Consider the following 21,722-nt stretch of genomic DNA (forward strand, 5'->3'; position numbering starts at 1 on the left):
TTTTTTTGTTTGTGCTTTTAAGTGTAAGTTCTGTAAAAGCCTTCGAGAAAGCAATCTGTCATCTGAATAATGAATTTTAAAAGATGATTACAAAAAAGGATTGACATCTTAATGAATTCTATTCTTAACTTTGCTTTTTTAAATAATATATGCTGAAAGAAAAAGCTGATCATTAACTGGCTTATGGTAGAGGAATATCACAGTATAATAAAGTCAAAATGATTACAAAATGACAGGAGGATTCAAAAAAAAATCCGCCAGAAAAATGCGGAGAACAGTGGTTTCGGAACCAATGCATCCGGAAGATTTATCAATAAGGACGGCCTCCCGAATGTTCAGAGAAGGGGAGTGAATGTTTTTAACAGGCTAAGCTGGTACCACACCATGCTGAATCTCTCATCATTCCGTTTTATATCGTATCTGATTATCGCTTATATCATCATTAATCTTGTATTTGCTATGATCTATTATCTGATTGGTGTAGAGCATCTTACTGGAATAGATAAGAGTGATCCACTCAATGAATTTATTGATGTCTTTTTCTTCAGTTCCCAGACATTTACCACCGTTGGATATGGAAGAATAGCTCCTGTAGGTTTTTTGGCAAGTCTGGTGGCTACTTTTGAAGCTTTTCTGGGATTGCTTACCTTTGCCATTGCAACAGGACTTTTTTACGGAAGATTTTCAAGACCCCGGGCGTATCTTAGATTTTCTGATATAGCCGTTATTGCCCCTTTTCAGGAGTCTTCAGCATTAATGTTCAGGCTTGCACCGTATAAAAATAATGCATTGACGGATGCAGACGTTATTGTATCTGCAGCCATTGAGGTGATAGAAAACGGAGTTGCCAAAAGCAATTTCTACAGGCTTACAACACAGATGAGTAAAATCAATACGCTGGCTCTCAACTGGACCGTAGTGCATAAAATTGATGAAAACTCTCCGTTTTATGGATTTTCTGAAGAAGATTTTAAAAATACCGATATGGAACTTATCGTACAGGTACGCGCATTTGACGAAGTGTTTTCAAATACGGTGGTTCAAAGGTCTTCGTATACTACAGGAGAAATTGTATATGGTGCTAAATTTGTCCCGATGTATTATCCTAACAAGGAAAATCTCTCAACAGTACTGGATCTGGATAAAATCAATGAATATAAGAAAGAGGAACTCCCGGAGTCAGTGAGAAACAAAGAATAAATGGATTTAGATTTTTATAAAAAACAGGCGATACAAAAGCAGAAAGAGCATAAGAAATTTCTGGACGGGTTAAAGAAAAAACCGCCCAAAAATCTTGATTATATCGTGCAGGATGCCCATAATGAAGTTTTTGAAGAAATAGACTGTTTGCAATGTGCCAATTGCTGCAAAACAACCGGTCCTCTCTATACTGAAAAGGATATTGAGAGAATTTCCAGGCATCTGCGAATGAAATCTGCTGACTTTGAGGCTAAGTTTTTAAGAGTAGATGAAGATAATGACAAAGTATTGCAGAATCTTCCCTGCTTTTTTCTGAATAGTGATAATACATGTTCTATCTACGATGTAAGGCCAAAGGCATGTCGTGAATATCCCCACACCGACCGTAAGAAGATTTATCAGATCAATAATCTCATGCTGAAAAATACCGTTATCTGCCCGGCAGCATTTGAATTCGTAGAAAAAATGATGAAGAATATTGGGAAGTAACTATGTGGGTAGAGGAGGGAAGATGAGGACTGGTAGCTCTTATCAGTGATCATGAAACAGTTATTTTTACTCTAAAATCCTCCGGATTTCAGCATCACTCTTCCAGCCAATTCAGCCGAACCATTTTTGCAAATTCCTCTTAAATAATTATAAAGTACGTTAAATAAGCTTTTTACATATAATTTTATAAATGATGCTTCGTTTAAGTTAAACAATCATTTAAATATTACATTATGAAAAAGTTAATTTTAACGGCAGCGTTTACATTAGTCGGAGTAATCGCAGTATCAGCACAGTCAACACCACAAAAGCCAGCCGATACTTCAACTAATAACCCTACGACAACTCAAACCCAACAACCGAATACACAGACTACAAGTCCTTCGGATCAAAAGAATCAACAGGAAAAATCACCTGCAACTACAACGGAAACTGCACCGGCAACTGATCCGTCAGTAAGCACAACGCCAACTGATGCCACTAAGCCTGCAGATACTCCAAAAGAGGAAAAGAAAGACAAAAAGAAGAAAAAGTAAAGCACTTTAGCAAACACTAGTCGGAATCCTGAAATCTTTATTTCAGGATTTTTTCTGTTCAATTTCTTTTGTTTTGAACCGGAGAATCTTAGTAATCAGATCCAGCGGAAGATTTTCATGAATTGGAAACTGCACAGCTCCTTTGGAAAACTTATATTTTCTTTCTTTAAAATCTGTCTCAAAATTGTGGATACCTTCAGCTCCCGGATAGAATCCGATATGCTTTTTGTACCCCGCAAAATAAACCAAAGGTTTCCCTTTGTACCGGAAGGCAGGCATCTGGTAGCCAATATATTCTTCAAGATCAGGAACCTGTAAATGAATTACTTTCCTAAGTTCTTGCAGCTTCTCCTGTACTTCCACCGGAAACAGGAGAATGTATTCATCAATATTTGTAAAAGTGTTCAGCATGATATAAAAATAAAAAAAGCGCTGCATATAGCAGCGCTTTCTCCTTTCACTTTTTACTTTTTTCCCATTATCCCGGGAACAGGCTATATCAAAAAAGGTCGGGAGTTTTTCCCAACCTTTATTTTTTTTCGTTACACAACTCCCTGAGCCAACATTGCTTCTGCTACTTTTACGAAGCCGGCAATATTTGCACCTTTTACGTAGTTTACATAACCGTCTTCGTCTTTTCCATAGTCTCTACAAGCTTTGTGGATACCGATCATGATTTCCTTTAATCTTGCATCAACTTCTTCAGAAGTCCAGTTAAGACGGATAGAGTTCTGAGTCATTTCTAATCCTGATGTTGCAACACCTCCAGCATTGGAAGCTTTACCAGGAGAGAATAATACTTTATTGTCTAAGAAATAGTTGATGGCATCTAGTGTGGAAGGCATATTCGCCGCTTCAGTTACACAAACACATCCGTTTTCAACTAATTTTCTTGCATCATCTAAATCTAATTCGTTTTGGGTTGCAGAAGGGAAGGCAACATCACACTTCACATCCCAAGGACGTTTTCCAGCATGGAATTCAGCTGAAGGATATTTTTTAGCATAATCTTCAGCTCTGTTGTTTCCTGAAGATCTAAGTTCTAATAAATAATCGATCTTTTCTCCGCTGATACCATCTTTATCGTAGATGTATCCATCTGGTCCAGAGATTGTTACTACTTTAGCGCCTAGTTCAGTTGCTTTTTTGATAACTCCCCAAGCTACGTTTCCGAAACCTGATACTGTAACTGTTTTACCTTCGAAGTTTTGCCCGATAGTTTTAAGCATCTGCTCAGCGAAGTATACTACACCGTATCCTGTAGCTTCAGGACGGATTAATGAACCTCCATAAGCAAGACCTTTTCCTGTAAGAACTCCGGTAAACTCGTTTCTGATTTTCTTGTACTGTCCGAACAAATATCCGATTTCTCTTGCTCCAACACCAATATCTCCTGCAGGTACGTCAGTTTCAGGACCAATGTGCTTGCATAATTCTGTCATGAAAGCCTGGCAGAAACGCATTACTTCCATATCAGATTTACCTTGTGGATCGAAATCTGAACCTCCTTTACCACCTCCCATTGGAAGAGTTGTCAAAGAGTTTTTGAATACTTGTTCAAAAGCTAAGAACTTAAGAACTGATAAGTTTACAGTAGGGTGGAAACGGATTCCTCCTTTGTATGGTCCAATAGCAGAGTTCATTTGAATTCTGAAACCTCTGTTAACCTGAATTTCTCCTTTGTCATCAACCCATGGAACTCTGAAAATAATAATTCTTTCAGCTTCAGCCATTCTTTCAAGCAGCTTCATTCCGGTATATTCTTTTTTAGTAGCAATGAATGGAATTACAGTTACGGCAACTTCTTTTACAGCCTGTAAAAATTCCGGTTCGTTAGGATTTTTTGCTTCAATTTTTGCAATAAACTCTTGGATTTTCTGGTCAATATTATATTGTTCCATATATTAAGGTTGAATATTATTGTCAACAAATTTAATTTTTTTTTCAAGATTCACAACACTGTATTTCAACTTTGTTAAAAATTAAATAATAATGTTTCGTAATATTATTAAATTGATAATTTATGTTCAAATTTTATTAAAAATGAAATGTTATGTGTGAAATAATGCAATATTAAGAAATCATTAAATCTTAAATTGCGATGAATTGCCTCCCGGAAAATGATTTTACTTTCCCCAAAAGTTCCAATTCCAAAATTATTGGTAAGATTTTGTGAGTGGGGAGATCAATTCTCTGGGCAAGATCATCTAAAGAAATCTGTGGGTAATATTGAATAGATTGATATATTAGGTGTTGATTGTCAGATAATTGTATTATGGTCTCGCTATGAGGAAATAATTCTTCTATTTTTTCTTTGGGAGCATTTAATCCAAGGAGTTCAATGAGATCTTTTACAGTAGAAATAGCAGTTGCTTTATTATGGAAAATCAACTGATTACATCCCTGGCTGTAGCTGTCCGTAATTTTTCCCGGCAGTGCAAAGACATCACGGTTATAGTCATTAGCAAAAGCTGCAGTGCTTACAGACCCTCCCCCAAAACCGGTTTCCACCACAATAGTTGCCGGAGATATTCCTGCTACAATCCTGTTTCTTTGGATGAAATTTTCCCGGTCTGGTTTTCTTGAGGAACTGAATTCGGTGATTAGTGCGCCTCCCTCATGAAGAATTTTCTCAGAAAGTTTCCTGTTTTTCATCGGATATAAATATTGAAAACCATGGGCAAGAACACCTACAGTAGGTTTTTGATAACGAATAGACTGTTCGTGAACTTCTTTGTCAATCCCCAAAGCCAGACCACTTACTGTGATATATTTTGAAGATTGTGTTGCTTCGAAAAAGTCTTCGATGAACTGTTTCCCATAAACAGTCATATTCCGGGTTCCTACAATACTTATTTTTGACTGGATATCTTCAATATTCCCTTTCTGATAAAGAATAGCCGGTGCGTCATTACATTCATTAAGCAGGTGAGGGGTTTCTTTGAGGTGTTTCAGCCTGATCTGGATATTATTTTTTTCGCAAAAATTTAATTCTTCTTCTGCGAATTCCAAATGAGATTTATTTCCAATGTCTGAAACTGTTCTTTGTCCTATTCCTTCCAGTTTTTTATATTCTTTTTTTGCTCTTTTCCAGGCTTCCTGGGCACTCCCGAAAGTACGGACAAGTTTATGAAAATGGATATCGCCAATCTGACTGCACTCGCGGAGGGCGATGGTATAAAAGTATTCTTCGGAACTCATGTGTGTTTTTTTTCAAATGTAATGAAATAAGTTTATTTAAACGTTGATAGGTGTTCTTACATCATGATTCTACCATTCTAATAATCTATAATTACACATTCTGAAGCAGTATACCTTTCTTATGAAAACTAATTCTCTACAATGGACTATTATAGAGAATTAATTTTTTCTATTTATGGTTCATATAACTTTATCCTGGTCTTCGTTGAGAGTCGAAGCGCTCTCTTGATTTTTTGGCTTAAGGTCGGCGGCGGGCAGAGCCTGGTAGAGGTGTTGATTCCTCTCTACGTGCTTCTGCTTGAGGGCGAAATCTCGCAGAACCCGCTATAGGGCGTGATTCCCCTGTATGAGGTTGAATTTGGGCTGAAGCCATCTGATGATACCTATTCCCGGTAGCGTTCTCTGTTGACTCTCCCTGACCTGCTGCTTGAACCCTCTGAGCCATTTGGGCCATCTGGGCATCCAATGCTTCTTGCTGTCTGTATATATTTGTCATTGTTTGCAAAAATGTGCTCTCTGTTGACAGGCCCTGTCCCTCTGCTTGTAAGGTTTGGGGAGTTTGCTTCCGATCTACAAAATCCTGAATTTTACTTTGTTGTTCAGATACAAATTCTTCATATTTCTGCTTGATGGATTCTTCCTTATTTTCATTTTTTAGCAAATCCCTAAGCACTTCCTGATGGGCAGGAAAGTTCATCAGTTCGTCATTTTCATTTTCAGTCATATCAGCAGAAAAGAGGGTCTCTGATATATCTGGGTTTTCCATAAATTTCTGCATATCTTCCGGATATATCTGGATATATTTTTCCCTTTCTACTGCAATGGAATCGTTTTGTAAGCCTATGCTAAACAGGTAATTATCTGTTAATTCCTTTAATTTTTTTTCATTTAATTCATGAATTATACCTATATTTCTTGCACTAACCAAATCAACAAATTCCTCAATTATATCAGGGCTTAATATTGTAAAACCATATTCTGAATTTATCGATATCGGAGGTAGGTCTCTTTGTTTAGTTAGATTCTCATTCTCACCATTTATAAACCTCAAGTGTATATCTGATTCTTTAGCTACATGTACTATATGTTTGCGAGAATAAACTAAGCTAACCAGGGCATTTACCGCTTCTATTTTTTCGTTTGGTGGCAGATTTTTCAGCTTACCTGTTGCCTCAATAAGGGTCAGTCTTTCTATCATCAGATAATTTTCTTCTGATAATTTTTCTCCTGATTTTAATAGCTCCGCGATCTTTACTCTCATCAAATGCTCTTTAACCGGAGTGTCACAGTTTCCCAGAGAACTGGTGATTCCTAATTGTATCGTATTTCTGTCTTCAATGGGAATATTGGGATCCCGCAGTTGAGATAGCAGCATTTTAACGGTAGGACCATATACATTCAGATCATATGCATTATGAACTGGAGCCTTACTCAAAAACAGTTTTATGGCATTTTTAGAAGATTTGCTGACTGTATTCTGAATAATATTATCATTGAAAACTGTTTCACTGGTAATAGCTGCCGGGTCTAAATCGGAAGCTTCTATTTGCTTTGCAATCTCTGACCGCTCATCATCATCCGGATACAATATACTTAATGCATATTCATAATCTTCAGTTACATCCTCTATAGTCTGTATAATATGACTCAAATGTCTCGCTGAATCTGGTGAAAGAAGATTCCCACTAAAATCTAAGCTTTCAAGATTTCCTAAATTATCTAAGGTGTCAGAAAGATCCTGAATTTTATTATCTGTGGCAATCAAACGGGTAAGGTTTGACAGTTCACTTATACTGCGAGGTAAACTCGTAAGATTGTTGTTGCTTAAATTAAGTTCCGTGAGATTCTCGATCTTCAATATTTCAGGCATCACTCGCTCTAAAGTTTCTGAATCTATAGATAAACCGGACAAATCTAAGCTGGTTTCCCATGATCCAAACTCAACCCATGATATTCTATCGTTGATTTCTTCTAATTGTTCCTCCGTAACCATATGCTTTTTTTTAATGTTAATAAATATTTTAAAGCTTTATTGATCTAAAGCATTTTAATCTGTTCACTGAGAACCAAGGCTCTCTGGAATCTCTTCTTTAACGTCTATGTGCGGTGGAGCCTTGTAAAGTACGTGACTCCTCTCTCTGTATCTCTGTTTGACCGTGCCGGGCAGAGGTTGAAAGGGTCCGCGATTCCCTTCTCTGTGTCTCTGTTTGAGATTGAATTTGGGGAGAAGCCATCTGATGATACCTGTTATGATCACTCATAACCTTCTCTGTTGACATTCCTTGTCCGTCTGCTTGTGTGTTCTGGGATGCTAGCTTTTGATCCACAAAATCTTTAATTTTATTTTGTTGTTCCGATACATATTCTTCGTATTTCTGCTTGATGGATTCTTCCTTATTCTCATTTTTTAGCAACCCCCTAAGTACTTCCTGATGGCCAGGGAAGTTCATCAGATCTCCTACTTCATCCATATCAGCAGAAAAGAGAGTATCTGATAGATCAGAGTCCTCCATAATAAACGTCTGCATATCTTCCGGATATTTCTGGATATACTTTTCCCGTTCTATTACAATAGTATCATTCTGCAAGCCCTTGCCAGTAAGATAATTGTCTGTTAATTCCTTTAGCTTTTCCTCATTCAATATGCAAAATGGACCCGTTTTTTTACCAACCAATGCAGCAAATTCATCAATTAATTTAGGTGTTAGTAAGGCCAAACCATATCCGGCATTTACCGATATAAGAGGTAGATCTCTCTGTTTGCCATTAATGCTATTATTTTTCCCTGTAAGAAATGCCAGTTGTATATCTAATTTTTTGGTTAGAGATTGTATATGTTTTTCAGAATAAACTAAACTAACCAAGGCATTTACTGCTTCTATTTTTTCCTTTGATGGTAGATTTTTCAGCTTACCTGTTGCCTCAATAAGGGCCAGCCTTTCTATCATCAGATAATTTTCATCAGATAATTTTTCTCCTGATTTTAGTAGCTCTGCGATCTTCACTCTCATCAAATGCTCTTTAACGGGAGTGTCGCAGTTTCCCAGAGAACTCGTTATTCCTAATTGTATCGTATTTCTGTCTTCAACGGGAATATTAGGGTCCCGCAGTTGGGATAGCAGCATTTTAACAGTAGGACTATATACATTCAGTTCATACTCATTATGAACAGGCACCTTACTCAAAAATAGCTTTATGGCATTTTTGGAAGATTTTATCATTGTATTCTGAATATTATTCCCATTTAAATTAATTTCAAAAGCAATAGGTGAAGGATCTAAATCAGAAGCCTCTATCTGTTTTGCGATCTTTGCCTGCTCTTTATCATTCGGATACAATTTACTTAGTGCATTCTTATACCTATTAGTGACATCCGGTATTATTTGTCTAATATAATTGACAAGATCATCCGATTTAGGTAAAAGAGAATTTCCTGCAAAATCTAATCTTTCAAGATTCCCCAAATTAGCTAATGTATTAGGAACGCGTTGAATACTATTGTTTTTGGCAATCAATTGGGTAAGGCTTGATAGTTCACCTATACTATTGGGTAAGCCCGTAAGTTTGTTTTTACTTAAATCAAGCTTCGTAAGATTCTGAATCTTTAATATTTCAGGCATCACTTTATCTAAAGTCTCAGAATCTATAGACAACCCGGATAAATCCAGGCTTGTTTCCCGTGATGTTTTAGCCTGAGCCTTTACTATTTTTTCGGTAATTTTTTTTAATTGTTTATCAGTAACCATATGTTTTTTGAATGTTTAATAAGTATTATCTGCTTTCATTAAGGATTTAGCTCTGGCATTTAAAACAAATGACAGTGTATTCCGATGTCTTTAAAGGGAATCTGCAATCTGCTTCTGTTCAAAATATGCGGTAAACTCAGTAGCTTGCTGATTATTTAATAACTGCTTAATGTGTTGACTTTATGTGGTTTATAGGTGCTTGGTTAATGAAACAAATTTCAAGTAATTGAAACAAAATCCAGAATATTATTTGTAAATATAAATTCATTGTTACGTAGATTTAAATTTTAATCAATGTAAATTAAGAGCTACGGATGAATATGATGATTTAATTGCACAGGGTTGTAAAAAGCAGTTAGATATGCCAGAAGAAAATGAGCCCGAATTTTTCGATCTTAGATTAAAAATCAGCTAATGAGAGATATAAAAAAAACCATCTAAAGTGTTAGACGGTTTTTTTTACATGAATGATAGGTTTTTATCTTTTTCTTAATTCATCCAGATGATCCCAGATGTCATCTTTTTTCTTATAAGGAAGTTCCATAAAATCTTCAGGATGATTTTCCCGGTATTCCTGCCATAATTTATCATCCTTTTCACTGTAATAATTGGGAAATTCCCAGATGAATTTTTTCTTCTTTTCTCCCACATTTTTAAAGGCAAAAGCAATGATGCTGCCTACTACAGCTCCGGAAAGGTGGGCCTGCCAGGAAATTTTGCTCGGTTCCTGCATATTGTAAAACAATTCTTCGGGAAGCATTCCCCAAACCAAACTTCCATAGTAAAGTACTACAAGCATTGAAATCGTAAGAAGCTTTGTATTCCATTTGAACACCCCGCTGAAGAAAAGGAAAAAGGCCAGAACATATACCACACCGCTGGCTCCAATGGTACAGGTGTACATGTATTCACCGGTAAGGATATCGATTGGAGGAAGAAGCCACACCAATAGTCCCGTGGCCAGCCAGCCGATGATAAAGACCTTGTTGGCAACCAATGGATAAAACTGATACAGCAAAAACATAAGGGCTGCTATTGGGATAGAGTTTCCTATAATATGATCAATATTTCCATGCAAAAGGGGAGAGGTAACCACACCAAGCAATCCTTCGGGAAGCAGAGGGATAATGGCTCCAAAGCAGCTTTGAAAAAAGCCCTGCATTTGTAAAAAGTACCCGAACCACATTGCTGAAAGCATCAGCAACGGATAGATAACCGCTCTTTTGGAAATTACATTTTTGAACATATGGATTTTACGTCAAATCAAAAGCCAATGATAAATTTCGGAAAATTTGTCGATGAATAAGCTTCTATTGACCTGATTTTAAGACAAAAGGTATTAATTTAACTTTTTAACTTATTATTTTGGCATTGATTTTATAGAAATATCTTGTTATTGGGAGATTCAACTTTATTGAAAAGGTTCTTTTAAAGCTTAATTTACCTTTTAAAGAAATTATATTAATATTTTTGCATTGAAAATTATTTAGAGTAATGAAGAAGTTTTTATTAATTCTTTCCTGTTTTATAGGAATATATGCAAGTGCACAAGAAGAATTGAAAAAAGATTCCGTAGTAGTAGATACCATAAAATACTGGTCGGTTTTAGGAAAAAATACATTAATGATCAATCAGGCTACCTTTTCAAACTGGGTAGGAGGTGGAGCCAATAACGTGGGATGGCTTGCCGGTATCAATTATAATATTACGTATGAAAAAGACAAAGACCTTTGGGAAAATATCATCATTCTTGGATATGGACAAAATGATACAAAAGGCCAGGGAATAAGAAAAACACAAGACGTTATCAATGTTTCTACCAATTATGGGCGAAAATTCTCAAAAAGCTGGTATTTCTCTATGGGAGCAGGATTTCAATCACAGTTTGCTGCAGGATATGAAGATGGAAACAATCCTGAAGCAAAAAAAATATCCAATTTTATGGCACCAGGCTACCTGAACGTCGGGATGGGGATCACGTACAGACCCAATGATGATCTTACGGTAACGTTACGTCCTACCAACGCCAGATGGACATTTGTATTGGATAAAGACCTTCAGACAGCGGGAAGTTATGGTTTGAAAAATGATGGTGATACTTCTTTATTACAATTCGGTTTTCTGGGAACAGCAATATATAAATTGAAAATAATGGAAGATATTTATTTAACCAATACTGCTTCTGTCTTCTCTAATTATCTTGATCGTCCGGACAGGCTGGTTCTAGCTTATGGAGCTTTACTGAACTTAAAAGTAAATAAATATATTTCATCCAATGTAACCTTGGATTTGCTCTACGATCATAACCAGATAGAAAAAACGCAGCTGAAACAAACGCTTGGAATCGGATTCGCCTATACGCTGGCAAATGGAGTAAAACGTTCTGATCGTAAGGACAGCCAGTGGTGGATCAAAAAGTAGTTTAGAATACTTATATTATAATTAAAACACTTCAGAAATGAGGTGTTTTTTCTGTTTTAATAATACTGTAATTTTAAGTTGACTTAAGTTTGATGAGCAATATTTTTGTTTTTAAATAATTGATTTTCAAATATTTAATCGGTTGTTTTTTATTATGTTAAATTCATTTTAAAGTGAATTTTATGATGGCATAAATTATTATTTATACATTTGTAATAAATCAACATTATGAAAAAACTTTTATTGATCAGTTCTATCTCTTTTGGGGCTGTAACATTCGCTCAGGAGGCTAAGACAGAGGCTCCGGCATCCGACACTGTTAAAGCATGGTCTATTCAGGGACAAAATACATTAATGCTTAACCAGGCTGCCTTTTCAAACTGGGTAGGTGGAGGAGCCAATAACGTAGGATGGCTTGCCGGTGTTAATTACAACCTGACTTATGAAAAAGGGAAAGATCTTTGGGAAAATATTATTATTCTGGGTTACGGACAAAACAATACGCAGGGAACTGGAGTAAGAAAAACACAGGATGTTATTAATCTTTCTACAAACTACGGTAGAGAATTTGCCAAGCATTGGTATTTATCTGCAGGTGCAGGTCTCCAGACTCAGTTTGCTCCGGGTTATGAAGATGGAAATAATCCTGATGCTAAAAAGATTTCCAATTTTATGGCTCCCGGATACCTGAGTGTAGGAGCAGGGGTTACTTACCGTCCCAATGACAATCTTACAGTGACTTTACGTCCGGCGAATGCCAGATGGACTTTTGTTTTAGATGAAGATCTTCAGAAAGCAGGAACTTACGGTCTTAAAAACGATGGTGATTCTTCTCTTTTCCAATTCGGTTTCCTGGGAACGGCAATGTACAAGCTGAAGATTATGGAAAATATTACCTTGCTGAACACGGCTTCTGTATTCTCAAATTACCTTGATCATCCGGAGAGGCTTGTTCTTGGATACAGCGGAGTTTTAAGCATGAAAATCAATAAATATATTTCTACAAATGTTACCCTGGATCTTTTGTATGACCACAATCAGATCTGGAAAACCCAGTTGAAACAGACATTAGGTGTAGGTCTGGCTTACAATTTTGATAATGGTAAGAAGCGTTCAGAAAATAAAGATAACCAAAGCTGGTTAAAAAAATAAGATAGAAACATAGTATCTGATACAATAAAAAGCACTTCATTTTGAAGTGCTTTTGTTTATCAATATATATAAGTCTTAGAATTCTATATCAACTCCTAATTTCTCAGCCAGAAGCTTTGAGATCTTTTCCTTTAAAGGTTCTATATCAATGTTTTGCATTGCATCATTCGCGAAAGCATATAAAAGTAATGCCTGAGCTTCTTTTTTAGAAATTCCTCTTGCTCTAAGGTAGAATAAAGCATCTTCATTCAATTGTCCTACGGTACATCCGTGTGAACATTTTACATCATCAGCAAAGATCTCTAACTGAGGTTTTGTATCAATACTTGCCCCTTCACTTAGCAATACGTTGTTGTTTTGCTGATAAGCGTTTGTTTTCTGAGCAATTTTGTCAACAAAGACTTTTCCGTTGAAAACTCCATGGGCATTCCCATCAAAAATTCCTTTGTAGTTCTGATAACTTTCACAGTTCGGGAAGTTGTGGTGAACTGCTGTATGGTGGTCTACCAACTGATCTTTCCCGATAATGGTAATTCCGTTCATGAATGAATTGATATTAGATCCATTATGAATAAAATCAAGGTTATTTCTTACCAGTTTACCTCCGAAAGAGAATGTATTTACAGTGGTTAAGCTGTCTTTCTCCTGTCTTGCGAAAGTATTATCAATAAGATAGGTGGTATTGTTATCGTTCTGAAGTTTATGCCAGTCTGCTTTTGCATTAGGATAGGTAAAGATTTCCGTTACAGAGTTGGTCAGTACATAAGTACTGTCAAAATTGTGATGGCTTTCAATCACCTCTACCTTGGCTCCTTCTTCTACGATCAAAAGGTTTCTTGTATTGTAAAAAGTGTTTTCTTCCTGATTCTGAGAAATATAAAAAACGTGGATTGGTTTTTCAATCACTACATTTTTAGGAACTTTAAGGAAGAAACCGTATTTGCAGTAAGCAAGGTTCAGATTAGTAAAAGCCTGCTCTTTGGAAGCAATGGTATTGAAATACTTTTCAAAAACCTCCTTATGCTTCTCATCATTCAATGCATAATTGAATGAAAGGAATTCTACATTCTCAATAGAAACTTTGGAAAGCTCTTTGTGAAGCTTACCGTTTACAAAAACAATCCAATCAAAATTTTCTTCTCCAAGGTGCAGTTCATCAAACTGCTCTTTAGTGATGTTGTGGCTCTCTTTCGGGAAGAAGTTGTAGCTTTTTTCCGTGATTTCCTTTAGATTGGTATATTTATATTCTTCGTCTTTTTTTGTTGGAAAACCAAGATCGGCAAATCTTTGAAGAGCTGCTTTTCTGCTGTCATCCAGAAATCGGTGACGAAGACTCTCCAAAAATTCATTATGGTTCTCTATAATTTGTTCTTTTAATGCCATTACTGGTATATCTGTGGTTTGCACCATTTTTTCTTTTTTTATTAACTAAAATATTGTTATTCCGAGGAATAGGAAAACCAATTTTTAATAGTAGAGATTCTTTTCTGCCACATTGTATGAATGATTACAAGAAAGAATAATCTCTGAAATAATATATATTCTTCTTAGTTAAGAAGCCAGTCGTAACCTTTTTCTTCAAGTTCTAATGCTAAAGACTTGTCACCTGTTTTGATGATTTTTCCATCTGCTAAAACATGAACGAAATCAGGCTGAATGTAGTTTAGTAATCTCTGATAGTGCGTAATCAAAAGAACTGCATTCCCTTCATTTTTAAAATGATTTACTCCATCTGCTACGATTCTTAAAGCATCGATATCCAACCCTGAATCAGTTTCATCAAGAATAGCCAGTTTAGGATTAAGCATCATCATCTGGAAGATCTCATTTCTTTTCTTTTCACCTCCGGAGAATCCCTCGTTCAATGATCTTGAAAGGAAATCTTTTTTGATTCCCAATTTTTCAGATTTCTCACGGATTAATGCAAGCATTTCTTTTGCCGGCATTTCCTCCAGTCCGTTTGCTTTTCTGGTCTCATTCAAAGCAGCTTTGATAAAGTTCGTTACAGAAACTCCCGGAATTTCCACCGGGTACTGGAAAGAAAGGAAAATTCCTTTGTGAGCTCTATCTTCAGGAGCATCTTCACTGATGTCTTCTCGCTGGAAAAGAATCTCTCCACCAGTCACTTCGTAATCTTCTTTTCCTGCAATTACAGAGGAAAGAGTAGATTTACCAGCTCCGTTCGGACCCATAATAGCGTGAACTTCGCCTGGCTTTATTTCAAGATTAATCCCTTTTAATATTTCTGCGCCATCTTCAATTTTGGCGTGAAGGTTTTTAATTTCTAACATTTTATTTGCTTAAACAAATTATTTTTGAATTCTATATACTAAACTTTCAGGTTGATCAGGAACATCATTAAGAGTCCCTATTTTGATCATGCCTGCCTTTTCCAAAACTTTAACAGAAGCTATATTGGTAGGACGAACGATTGCAAATATTTCTTCATTGTTCTCCTTAAAGCCAAAATCTATAGCTTTCTTTGTGAATTCTGTGGCATATCCCTTCCCCCATGCCTGGGAAGCAAAACGATAGCCTAAATTCAATTTTTCTTTGTCTCCGTAGAGTTTGTAGCTCAGTCCTCCGAAACCTATTATATTTTCTGGATCATCCTTTTCAGCAATAGCCCAGCTTCCAAAATGATGGTTGTCCCAATGATCAAGCATTTTTGCAAATGTGCTTTCTGCTTTTTCAAAACTCATTGGTCCGCCTGGATTGTGAATATTGGTCTGAGGATCATGATTAATTTCAAAGAAACTTCCAAAGTCTTCTTTTGTAGGTTTTCTTAAAATTAATCTTTCTGTAGCTATCATATTTTTCTATCCTACTGAACCTTCCAATGAAATTTCAAGTAGTTTTTGTGCTTCAATGGCAAATTCCATCGGAAGCTTATTCAAAACTTCTTTACTGAAACCGTTCACAATCAGAGCAATTGCTCTTTCTGTATCGATGCCTCTCTGGTTACAGTAGAAGATCTGATCTTCACCAATTTTTGAAGTCGTAGCCTCGTGCTCCAATTGTGCCGTAGGATCTTTGATTTCAATGTAAGGGAAAGTATGAGCCCCACACTCATTACCCATCAGTAAAGAGTCACATTGCGAGAAGTTTCTGGCTCCTTTTGCAGAAGGCATTACTTTCACCTGTCCTCTGTATGAGTTCTGGGATTTTCCAGCAGAGATTCCTTTGGAAATGATCGTAGATTTGGTGTTTTTACCAATGTGGATCATTTTTGTTCCTGTATCTGCATATTGGTGGTTATTCGTTACTGCGATAGAGTAGAATTCTCCGATAGAATTGTCTCCTTTAAGGATACAAGACGGATACTTCCATGTTACTGCTGAACCTGTTTCTACCTGTGTCCATGAGATTTTTGCATTTCTTTCGCAAAGTCCTCTCTTCGTTACAAAGTTGAATACACCTCCTTTTCCTTCTTCATTACCAGGGTACCAGTTTTGTACCGTTGAATATTTGATCTCAGCATTATCTAAAGCAATAAGCTCTACAACAGCTGCGTGAAGCTGGTTTTCATCTCTTGACGGTGCTGTACATCCTTCAAGATAAGAAACATAACTTCCTTCATCAGCGACAAGCAGCGTTCTTTCAAACTGTCCTGTTCCTGCCTGGTTGATACGGAAATAAGTGGAAAGTTCCATTGGGCATTTTACCCCTTTTGGAATATAACAGAAACTTCCGTCAGAAAATACTGCGGAATTCAATGCTGCGTAAAAATTATCTCCTCTTGGAACTACTTTTCCAAGATATTTTCTTACTAAATCAGGGTGGTTTTTAATAGCCTCAGAGATTGAACAGAAAATAATTCCTTTTTCTGCCAACGTATCCTGGAAAGTAGTTTTCACAGAAACTGAGTCCATTACGATGTCTACGGCAACTCCGGAAAGTCTTTTTTGTTCTTCGATATTAATCCCTAGCTTTGCGAATGTTTTCAACAACTCAGGATCTACTTCATCAAGACTCGCCAGTTCAGGCTTTACTTTAGGTGCTGCGTAGTAACGGATTGCTTGAAAATCCGGTTTTTCATATTTGATATTGGCCCATTCAGGCTCTACCATTTTCTGCCAGATTTTGAAAGATTCCAATCGCCATTCAGTCATCCATTCCGGTTCTTCTTTTTTAGCAGAGATGGCGCGGATGATGTCCTCATTTAAACCAATCGGGAAATCTTCGTAATCGATTTTCGTTTCCCAACCGAATTCATATTTTTTATTTTCTAGATCGACTCTTAAATCGTCTTCTGTATATTTACTCATTATAATTTTTTAGATTTCAGATGGTAGATTTCAGAATTCAGAGTTGGCCTCTGAGGTCTGAAATCTAGGATCTAATGTCTTTTTTCTAAAGACTAAATGATTCCCCGCATCCACATGTTCTGGATGCATTCGGGTTGTTAAAAACAAACCCTTTTCCGTTCAATCCTCCTGAATACTCAAGAGTTGTTCCTGCTAAATAAAGGATGGATTTTTTATCTATAATAATTTTAATGTTATTATCTTCAAAAATCTGATCTGTGTCTGTTTTTTGGTTATCAAACTTTAAAACATACTCTAAACCAGAGCATCCGCCGCTTTTCACCCCTACTCTTATATAATCTTCAGCAGGGTTAAAACCATCTTCCGTCATCAACTGGATGGCTTTCTCCTTTGCATAGTCTGATACTTTTATCATTGTATTTATTTAGAATGATTTAATGATGCAAAAATACGAACTAATTTCCGCAATCTCAAATCGAAGATATCTATTTTAATGATTCTGATATTAATAGCAATTTCTTAAAGGATAAATTATGTTAAAAAATGATAAATTTAGCCTTTCAATGTGAAGATTTCATTACTGATTTAACCTTGAATCTTATTTTCGATCTATAAAAGAAAATTGGTAATGAAACAAAAAACAGTAGTTTTTTTTTGTTGTTTTTCACCGTTATATGGAAAACCCTGTATTGCAAAGTCCATCTGTAGAAAGACCTTCTTTTACGGATGCAATCCAAAATCCAATTGAATTAAAATAAATAAAAATATAAATGAAAAAATTAGGGATTATCGCATTAGCACTCTTCATACAGAATGTTGCTGCACAGACAAACAGGTTTGTGTACCAGGTAACTATGAAACCTGATGCAGAAAATAAAACAGATATCAAGACGGAAAATGCCTATCTGGATATTTCTCCGGAAAAATCAGTGTTTTATTCTGAAAACAGAATCAAAAGAGATTCCATTATGCAAAAAGCATTTCAGAGCGGAGGCGGAAGGGTAAGCATCAACAGAGATCAGATGGAAGGATTAAGAACGAATATCAGCTATTCCATTGAAAAAGATAAAACAAACCAAAAGACCTATTTTAAAGACAGAATTGGCCGTGATATGTATTCGTATGAAGAAGACAGACCCCTGAACTGGAAAATAGAGTCAGAAACGAGAAAAATAGGCGAGTATAAAGTTCAGAAAGCTGAAACTGATTTTGGTGGAAGGAAATGGACCGCATGGTTTACCACTGATCTACCTTATCAGGACGGACCTTATAAGTTCGGTGGACTTCCGGGACTGATTGTAAAAGTGGAAGATGATAAAGGAGATTATTCTTTTGATTTAATGAAGAATTATAAAATAGCTGAATTTCCGGCTTTGAATCAGTTTGGAAATACTTTAAAAGTGAAAAGAACAGATTATGTAAAGCAGCAGCAAAAGTTTAAAACCGACCCAATGTCATTCATGAGTCAAAGCGGCGGACAAGGTGGCTTTTCGACTACCTTAAGAATAGGCGGAGGTGGAAGAGGTCCCGGCGGTGGAGGAAACCAGAATCCTGCTGATATGAGAAAGAGAATGGAAGAAAGGGTAAAAGAAGAAGCTAAGAAAAATTCTAATCCCATCGAATTGCAATAAAAAATGCGGTCTCACACTGAGACCGCATTTTGTTTTTATAATCAATGAATCTGATAAAATTATTTCAATAATTGATTGAAAGTATCTCCCTGTCTGATATCTCCGGTGTTGTACCCTTTCATAAACCATTCTTTACGCTGGGCAGAAGATCCATGGGTAAAACTTTCCTGGTTTACATATCCCTGTGCTCTTTTCTGGATATTATCATCTCCAACGGCTTCTGCAGCATCTATGGCAGATTCAATATCTCCGGGTTCCAGAATATGTTTGCTGTCATTGGTTCTTTTTGCCCAGACTCCGGCATAGAAATCAGCCTGTAACTCTGTAGCAACGGATACTCTGTTCATCTGTTCTTCGGAGTATCTTCCGCTCCTTCTTAAGGCATCTACTTTCTGAGTGGTCCCTAAAAGAGTCTGAACATGATGCCCAACTTCATGCGCAAGGACATAAGCTACCGTAAATTCTGTTACTTTAGCCCCGAATTTTTGCTGAAGTTCATTGAAGAAACTCATATCCATATAAACTTTCTGATCTGCCGGGCAATAAAAAGGTCCCATAGCAGATTGGGCAGTACCACATGCTGAAGAAGTTGTATTTTCGAAAAGAACTACCTCAGGGGCACTGTAAGTCATTCCATTTTCTTTAAAAATCTGATCCCAGGTAAGAATATTCCATTTGGCCATCATATCAACCATTTCTCCAACCTGTTTTTCACCAGCGGTAAGCTCTCTTTGTTCTCCGGAATTTCCTGAAGGCTGCATGACCCCGGAATTCAGAATGCCGGATGGATCACCTCCCAAAAAGAATACGATGGCTGCTATAATTAAGGTTCCGAGTCCTCCACCTACAATCATACCGCCACTTCCGCCTCCTGAACCACGGCGGTCATCAACGTTTCCGCCTCTGTCGTCTGTCCATTTCATACTAATAAATTTATGGGTTAATTTAAATATTTTACGCCAAACTATAAGCGAAAATATCTAGATATTTATCTGTTGAGTTGTTTCGTTTTTAGCCAGTAAGAAGTAGACTGATAAGCTGATACAGCATCGTCTACCAGTTTCTGATCTGGATTTTTTAATAATTTCTCGTCGTAATACAGCTTAAACTCCGGTTTCAGATCGCTTTTTTCCAATTCTAAAGAATATTGTTTTACCTTTTTTACCGGCGAAATAATGGTCAAACGCTCCCCTTTGATAAATCCAAGATCCTGATAGGTTGCTACATAAGCTTTAGGCTGGAATTCGGGTTTGAATACATCCTGGCCTAGGAATTTAGACTGATAGCTGAAGTTTAATAATCCCAAAACGGTTGGCATTATATCGATCTGAGACATCAGCGCATTGAATTTCTGAGGCTGAATAAATCCTTCAGAAAATACCATGGCAGGAATCCTGTATTTATCCATCGGAAGTTCTGTTTTTCCGGCACTGGAAGCACAGTGGTCTGCAATGATCACAAAAACAGTATTTTTATACCAGTCTTGTTTCCTGGCCATATCGAAGAACAATTTAAGCGAGTAATCCGTATATTTTACACCGCCTTCACGCGATTTTGCGGTGCCCGGAATATCAATTCTTCCGTCAGGATACGTAAAAGGTCTGTGGTTGGAAACGGTCATCCAATGATTGAAAAACGGCTTCCCTGACTTGGCTTCAGCATTCATCACCTGAATAGCTTTTCTGGCCATATCTTCGTCAGCAACTCCCCAAACATTGGCAAAAGTAATTTCTTCAGGTTTAAAGTTATTTCTGTCTACGATTCCATAGCCGTTTCCTCCGAAGAAGTCCTGCATATTATCGAAATAGCTGTATCCACCGTATAAAAATTTGACATCATATCCTTTCGACTTAAATACACTTCCCGTTGTGAACTTATTTTTATTGTCATCTCTCTTGATGACACTTTCTCCTGCTGTAGGAGGAATGCATAATGTTAAAGCTTCCAATCCGCGTACAGTTCTGTTTCCGGTTGCATAAAGATTGGTAAACATCAGCGATTTATCAGCAAGACTATCCAGGAAAGGAGTGATTTTTTGGGTATTGCCATAATGTTCCATGAAATCTGCAGAAAGACTTTCAATGGAGATCAATACCACGTTTTTCTTTACTTCAGGCTGCTCTGCAACAACTGCTCTTGATAAACTATGTTGCGGATATTGGCTTAAGAAATTCTTCTCGGCCTGCTGCTGGTTAATCTGTGAATAAAACTGGAAATAATCCAGCTCATTATGGGTAAACGCCCAATAGAATTTAGGCAGTCCGTTAGCTTCAATTTCGTCTGCAAAAACATTGTCAGATCTGATTTGCATCAAAGAAGGTATGGCCAGTGCACTAAGCGCACAAAGTACCATAAAGCTGCCCAGCAGCACCATTTTTTGTTTGAAATCAGGAAGTTCCAGAAGCTCATCCTTTGTTTTCTTATAAATAAACCATGTGATGGCAAGGGTAACGATCATGATGGCGGAAAATAGCGGTACAACCGGATAACTTTCCATGATATTCCCAATTACCTCATTGGTATAAATAAGATAATCTACTGCAATAAAATTATAACGAACTCCAAATTCATTATAGAAGAAGTATTCGCTTACTCCATTGAAAATAATCAGAAGAACGTATAATAGTAATGTAATGAAATATAGTGTATTACGGATCTTAATCCTTTGTGTGGGAAGGAAAAGCATCAATCCGAAGAAAAGCGTCTTTATTCCTACGAAAACAAGTGCAATCTCCATGATAGAACCTCCATACTGCTTGAAAATATTGTTTGGAATAAGCCAGATATAAAGGAAGAACAGAACTAACGCTCCCAAAATACTATAACCGTAAGGCTTTTTATATTTTGAATTGGAAAGAAAGAGGAAGTAAAGAGCGAGAATGGAGCTGGCCAATATAAAAACAAAAATGTCATTTACCAGACCGACCAACAAAACTTTTACAACTTCGAAAAATCCAAAACTGGCGGTAGTAATAGGATGAAAAAAGAATACTGTTCTTATTATCAACGAAATAATAAGATAGAAAATTCCTAAGTACAGGAAAGGTTTTATTTTTTTTAAAAACATGTATTGACTGT

Annotated in this window: 19 protein-coding genes; 6 read left to right on the top strand and 13 right to left on the bottom strand. The window is 36.6% G+C overall.

All coding sequences use genetic code 11. The features are described from left to right. The first annotated feature begins 252 nt into the window (after window positions 1-252). The 3 genes from FB551_RS16530 (at window position 253) to FB551_RS16540 (ending at window position 2,225) form a co-directional block, all read left to right on the top strand. Window positions 253-1,200 (top strand): ion channel, encoded by a 948-nt coding sequence (locus tag FB551_RS16530; protein ID WP_317129681.1) that lies wholly within the window; start codon window positions 253-255, stop codon window positions 1,198-1,200. Next, window positions 1,201-1,689: a YkgJ family cysteine cluster protein gene (locus FB551_RS16535; RefSeq protein WP_047426875.1), complete on the top strand. Its 489-nt coding sequence runs from the start codon at window positions 1,201-1,203 to the stop codon at window positions 1,687-1,689. A 233-nt stretch (window positions 1,690-1,922) separates the two neighbouring features. Next, window positions 1,923-2,225: a hypothetical protein gene (locus tag FB551_RS16540; RefSeq protein WP_047426877.1), complete on the top strand. Its 303-nt coding sequence runs from the start codon at window positions 1,923-1,925 to the stop codon at window positions 2,223-2,225. Window positions 2,226-2,267: 42 nt separating this feature from the next. On the opposite strand, the gene FB551_RS16545 is transcribed toward FB551_RS16540, so the two are convergent. The 6 genes from FB551_RS16545 to FB551_RS16570 all read right to left on the bottom strand — a co-directional run bounded on the left by FB551_RS16545 (window position 2,268) and on the right by FB551_RS16570 (window position 10,418). Then, on the bottom strand, window positions 2,268-2,636 hold the full coding sequence (locus tag FB551_RS16545; protein ID WP_142018295.1) for an iron chaperone: 369 nt from the start codon (window positions 2,634-2,636) through the stop codon (window positions 2,268-2,270). 131 nt (window positions 2,637-2,767) lie between these two features. Next, window positions 2,768-4,126 (bottom strand): NADP-specific glutamate dehydrogenase, encoded by a 1,359-nt coding sequence (gene gdhA / locus FB551_RS16550; RefSeq protein WP_047380182.1) that lies wholly within the window; start codon window positions 4,124-4,126, stop codon window positions 2,768-2,770. 190 nt (window positions 4,127-4,316) lie between these two features. Next, entirely contained in the window at window positions 4,317-5,426 is a 1,110-nt protein-coding gene (gene dprA, locus FB551_RS16555) for a DNA-processing protein DprA (protein WP_142018296.1), read from the bottom strand. Window positions 5,427-5,664: 238 nt separating this feature from the next. Continuing rightward, window positions 5,665-7,419, bottom strand: a complete 1,755-nt coding sequence (locus FB551_RS16560; protein WP_142018297.1) for a leucine-rich repeat domain-containing protein — start codon at window positions 7,417-7,419, stop codon at window positions 5,665-5,667. A 97-nt stretch (window positions 7,420-7,516) separates the two neighbouring features. After that, a complete protein-coding gene (locus FB551_RS16565) occupies window positions 7,517-9,172 on the bottom strand; it encodes a leucine-rich repeat domain-containing protein (protein ID WP_142018298.1) in 1,656 nt (551 codons plus the stop codon). A gap of 478 nt (window positions 9,173-9,650) precedes the next feature. Continuing rightward, a complete protein-coding gene (locus FB551_RS16570) occupies window positions 9,651-10,418 on the bottom strand; it encodes a rhomboid family intramembrane serine protease (RefSeq protein ID WP_047426887.1) in 768 nt (255 codons plus the stop codon). Window positions 10,419-10,666: 248 nt separating this feature from the next. Between FB551_RS16570 and FB551_RS16575 the strand changes: the two genes are divergently transcribed. Together FB551_RS16575 and FB551_RS16580 are read left to right on the top strand one after the other, a co-directional pair. Beyond that, window positions 10,667-11,593 (top strand): DUF3078 domain-containing protein, encoded by a 927-nt coding sequence (locus FB551_RS16575; RefSeq protein ID WP_047426891.1) that lies wholly within the window; start codon window positions 10,667-10,669, stop codon window positions 11,591-11,593. A gap of 228 nt (window positions 11,594-11,821) precedes the next feature. Beyond that, window positions 11,822-12,745: a DUF3078 domain-containing protein gene (locus FB551_RS16580; RefSeq protein WP_047426894.1), complete on the top strand. Its 924-nt coding sequence runs from the start codon at window positions 11,822-11,824 to the stop codon at window positions 12,743-12,745. Window positions 12,746-12,820: 75 nt separating this feature from the next. On the opposite strand, the gene sufD is transcribed toward FB551_RS16580, so the two are convergent. The 5 genes from sufD to FB551_RS16605 all read right to left on the bottom strand — a co-directional run bounded on the left by sufD (window position 12,821) and on the right by FB551_RS16605 (window position 17,428). After that, complete coding sequence (sufD, locus tag FB551_RS16585; RefSeq protein ID WP_047427858.1) at window positions 12,821-14,128, bottom strand: Fe-S cluster assembly protein SufD; 1,308 nt, start codon at window positions 14,126-14,128, stop codon at window positions 12,821-12,823. A 164-nt stretch (window positions 14,129-14,292) separates the two neighbouring features. Then, window positions 14,293-15,036, bottom strand: coding sequence for a Fe-S cluster assembly ATPase SufC (sufC, locus tag FB551_RS16590; protein WP_142018299.1), 744 nt, complete (start codon window positions 15,034-15,036; stop codon window positions 14,293-14,295). An 18-nt stretch (window positions 15,037-15,054) separates the two neighbouring features. Then, a complete protein-coding gene (locus tag FB551_RS16595) occupies window positions 15,055-15,558 on the bottom strand; it encodes a GNAT family N-acetyltransferase (RefSeq protein WP_142018300.1) in 504 nt (167 codons plus the stop codon). Window positions 15,559-15,564: 6 nt separating this feature from the next. Beyond that, complete coding sequence (sufB, locus tag FB551_RS16600) at window positions 15,565-17,013, bottom strand: Fe-S cluster assembly protein SufB (RefSeq protein WP_034691827.1); 1,449 nt, start codon at window positions 17,011-17,013, stop codon at window positions 15,565-15,567. An 85-nt stretch (window positions 17,014-17,098) separates the two neighbouring features. Beyond that, the gene (locus FB551_RS16605) at window positions 17,099-17,428 is read right to left on the bottom strand and encodes a HesB/IscA family protein (protein WP_027372006.1); all 330 of its coding nucleotides are present in this window, start codon (window positions 17,426-17,428) and stop codon (window positions 17,099-17,101) included. Window positions 17,429-17,783: 355 nt separating this feature from the next. On the opposite strand from FB551_RS16605, the gene FB551_RS16610 reads away from it, so the two are divergent. Further along, complete coding sequence (locus tag FB551_RS16610; RefSeq protein WP_047426899.1) at window positions 17,784-18,644, top strand: GLPGLI family protein; 861 nt, start codon at window positions 17,784-17,786, stop codon at window positions 18,642-18,644. A gap of 59 nt (window positions 18,645-18,703) precedes the next feature. Here the strand turns inward: FB551_RS16610 and ypfJ are convergent, their stop codons facing one another. Then, window positions 18,704-19,567, bottom strand: coding sequence for a KPN_02809 family neutral zinc metallopeptidase (gene ypfJ, locus FB551_RS16615; RefSeq protein WP_142018301.1), 864 nt, complete (start codon window positions 19,565-19,567; stop codon window positions 18,704-18,706). 65 nt (window positions 19,568-19,632) lie between these two features. Further along, window positions 19,633-21,711, bottom strand: coding sequence for an LTA synthase family protein (locus FB551_RS16620; protein ID WP_142018524.1), 2,079 nt, complete (start codon window positions 21,709-21,711; stop codon window positions 19,633-19,635). Between the last annotated feature and the right edge of the window lie 11 nt (window positions 21,712-21,722).

The sequence above is a fragment of the Chryseobacterium aquifrigidense genome (assembly GCF_006716485.1).
In the GTDB taxonomy this organism is placed as follows: domain Bacteria; phylum Bacteroidota; class Bacteroidia; order Flavobacteriales; family Weeksellaceae; genus Chryseobacterium; species Chryseobacterium vietnamense.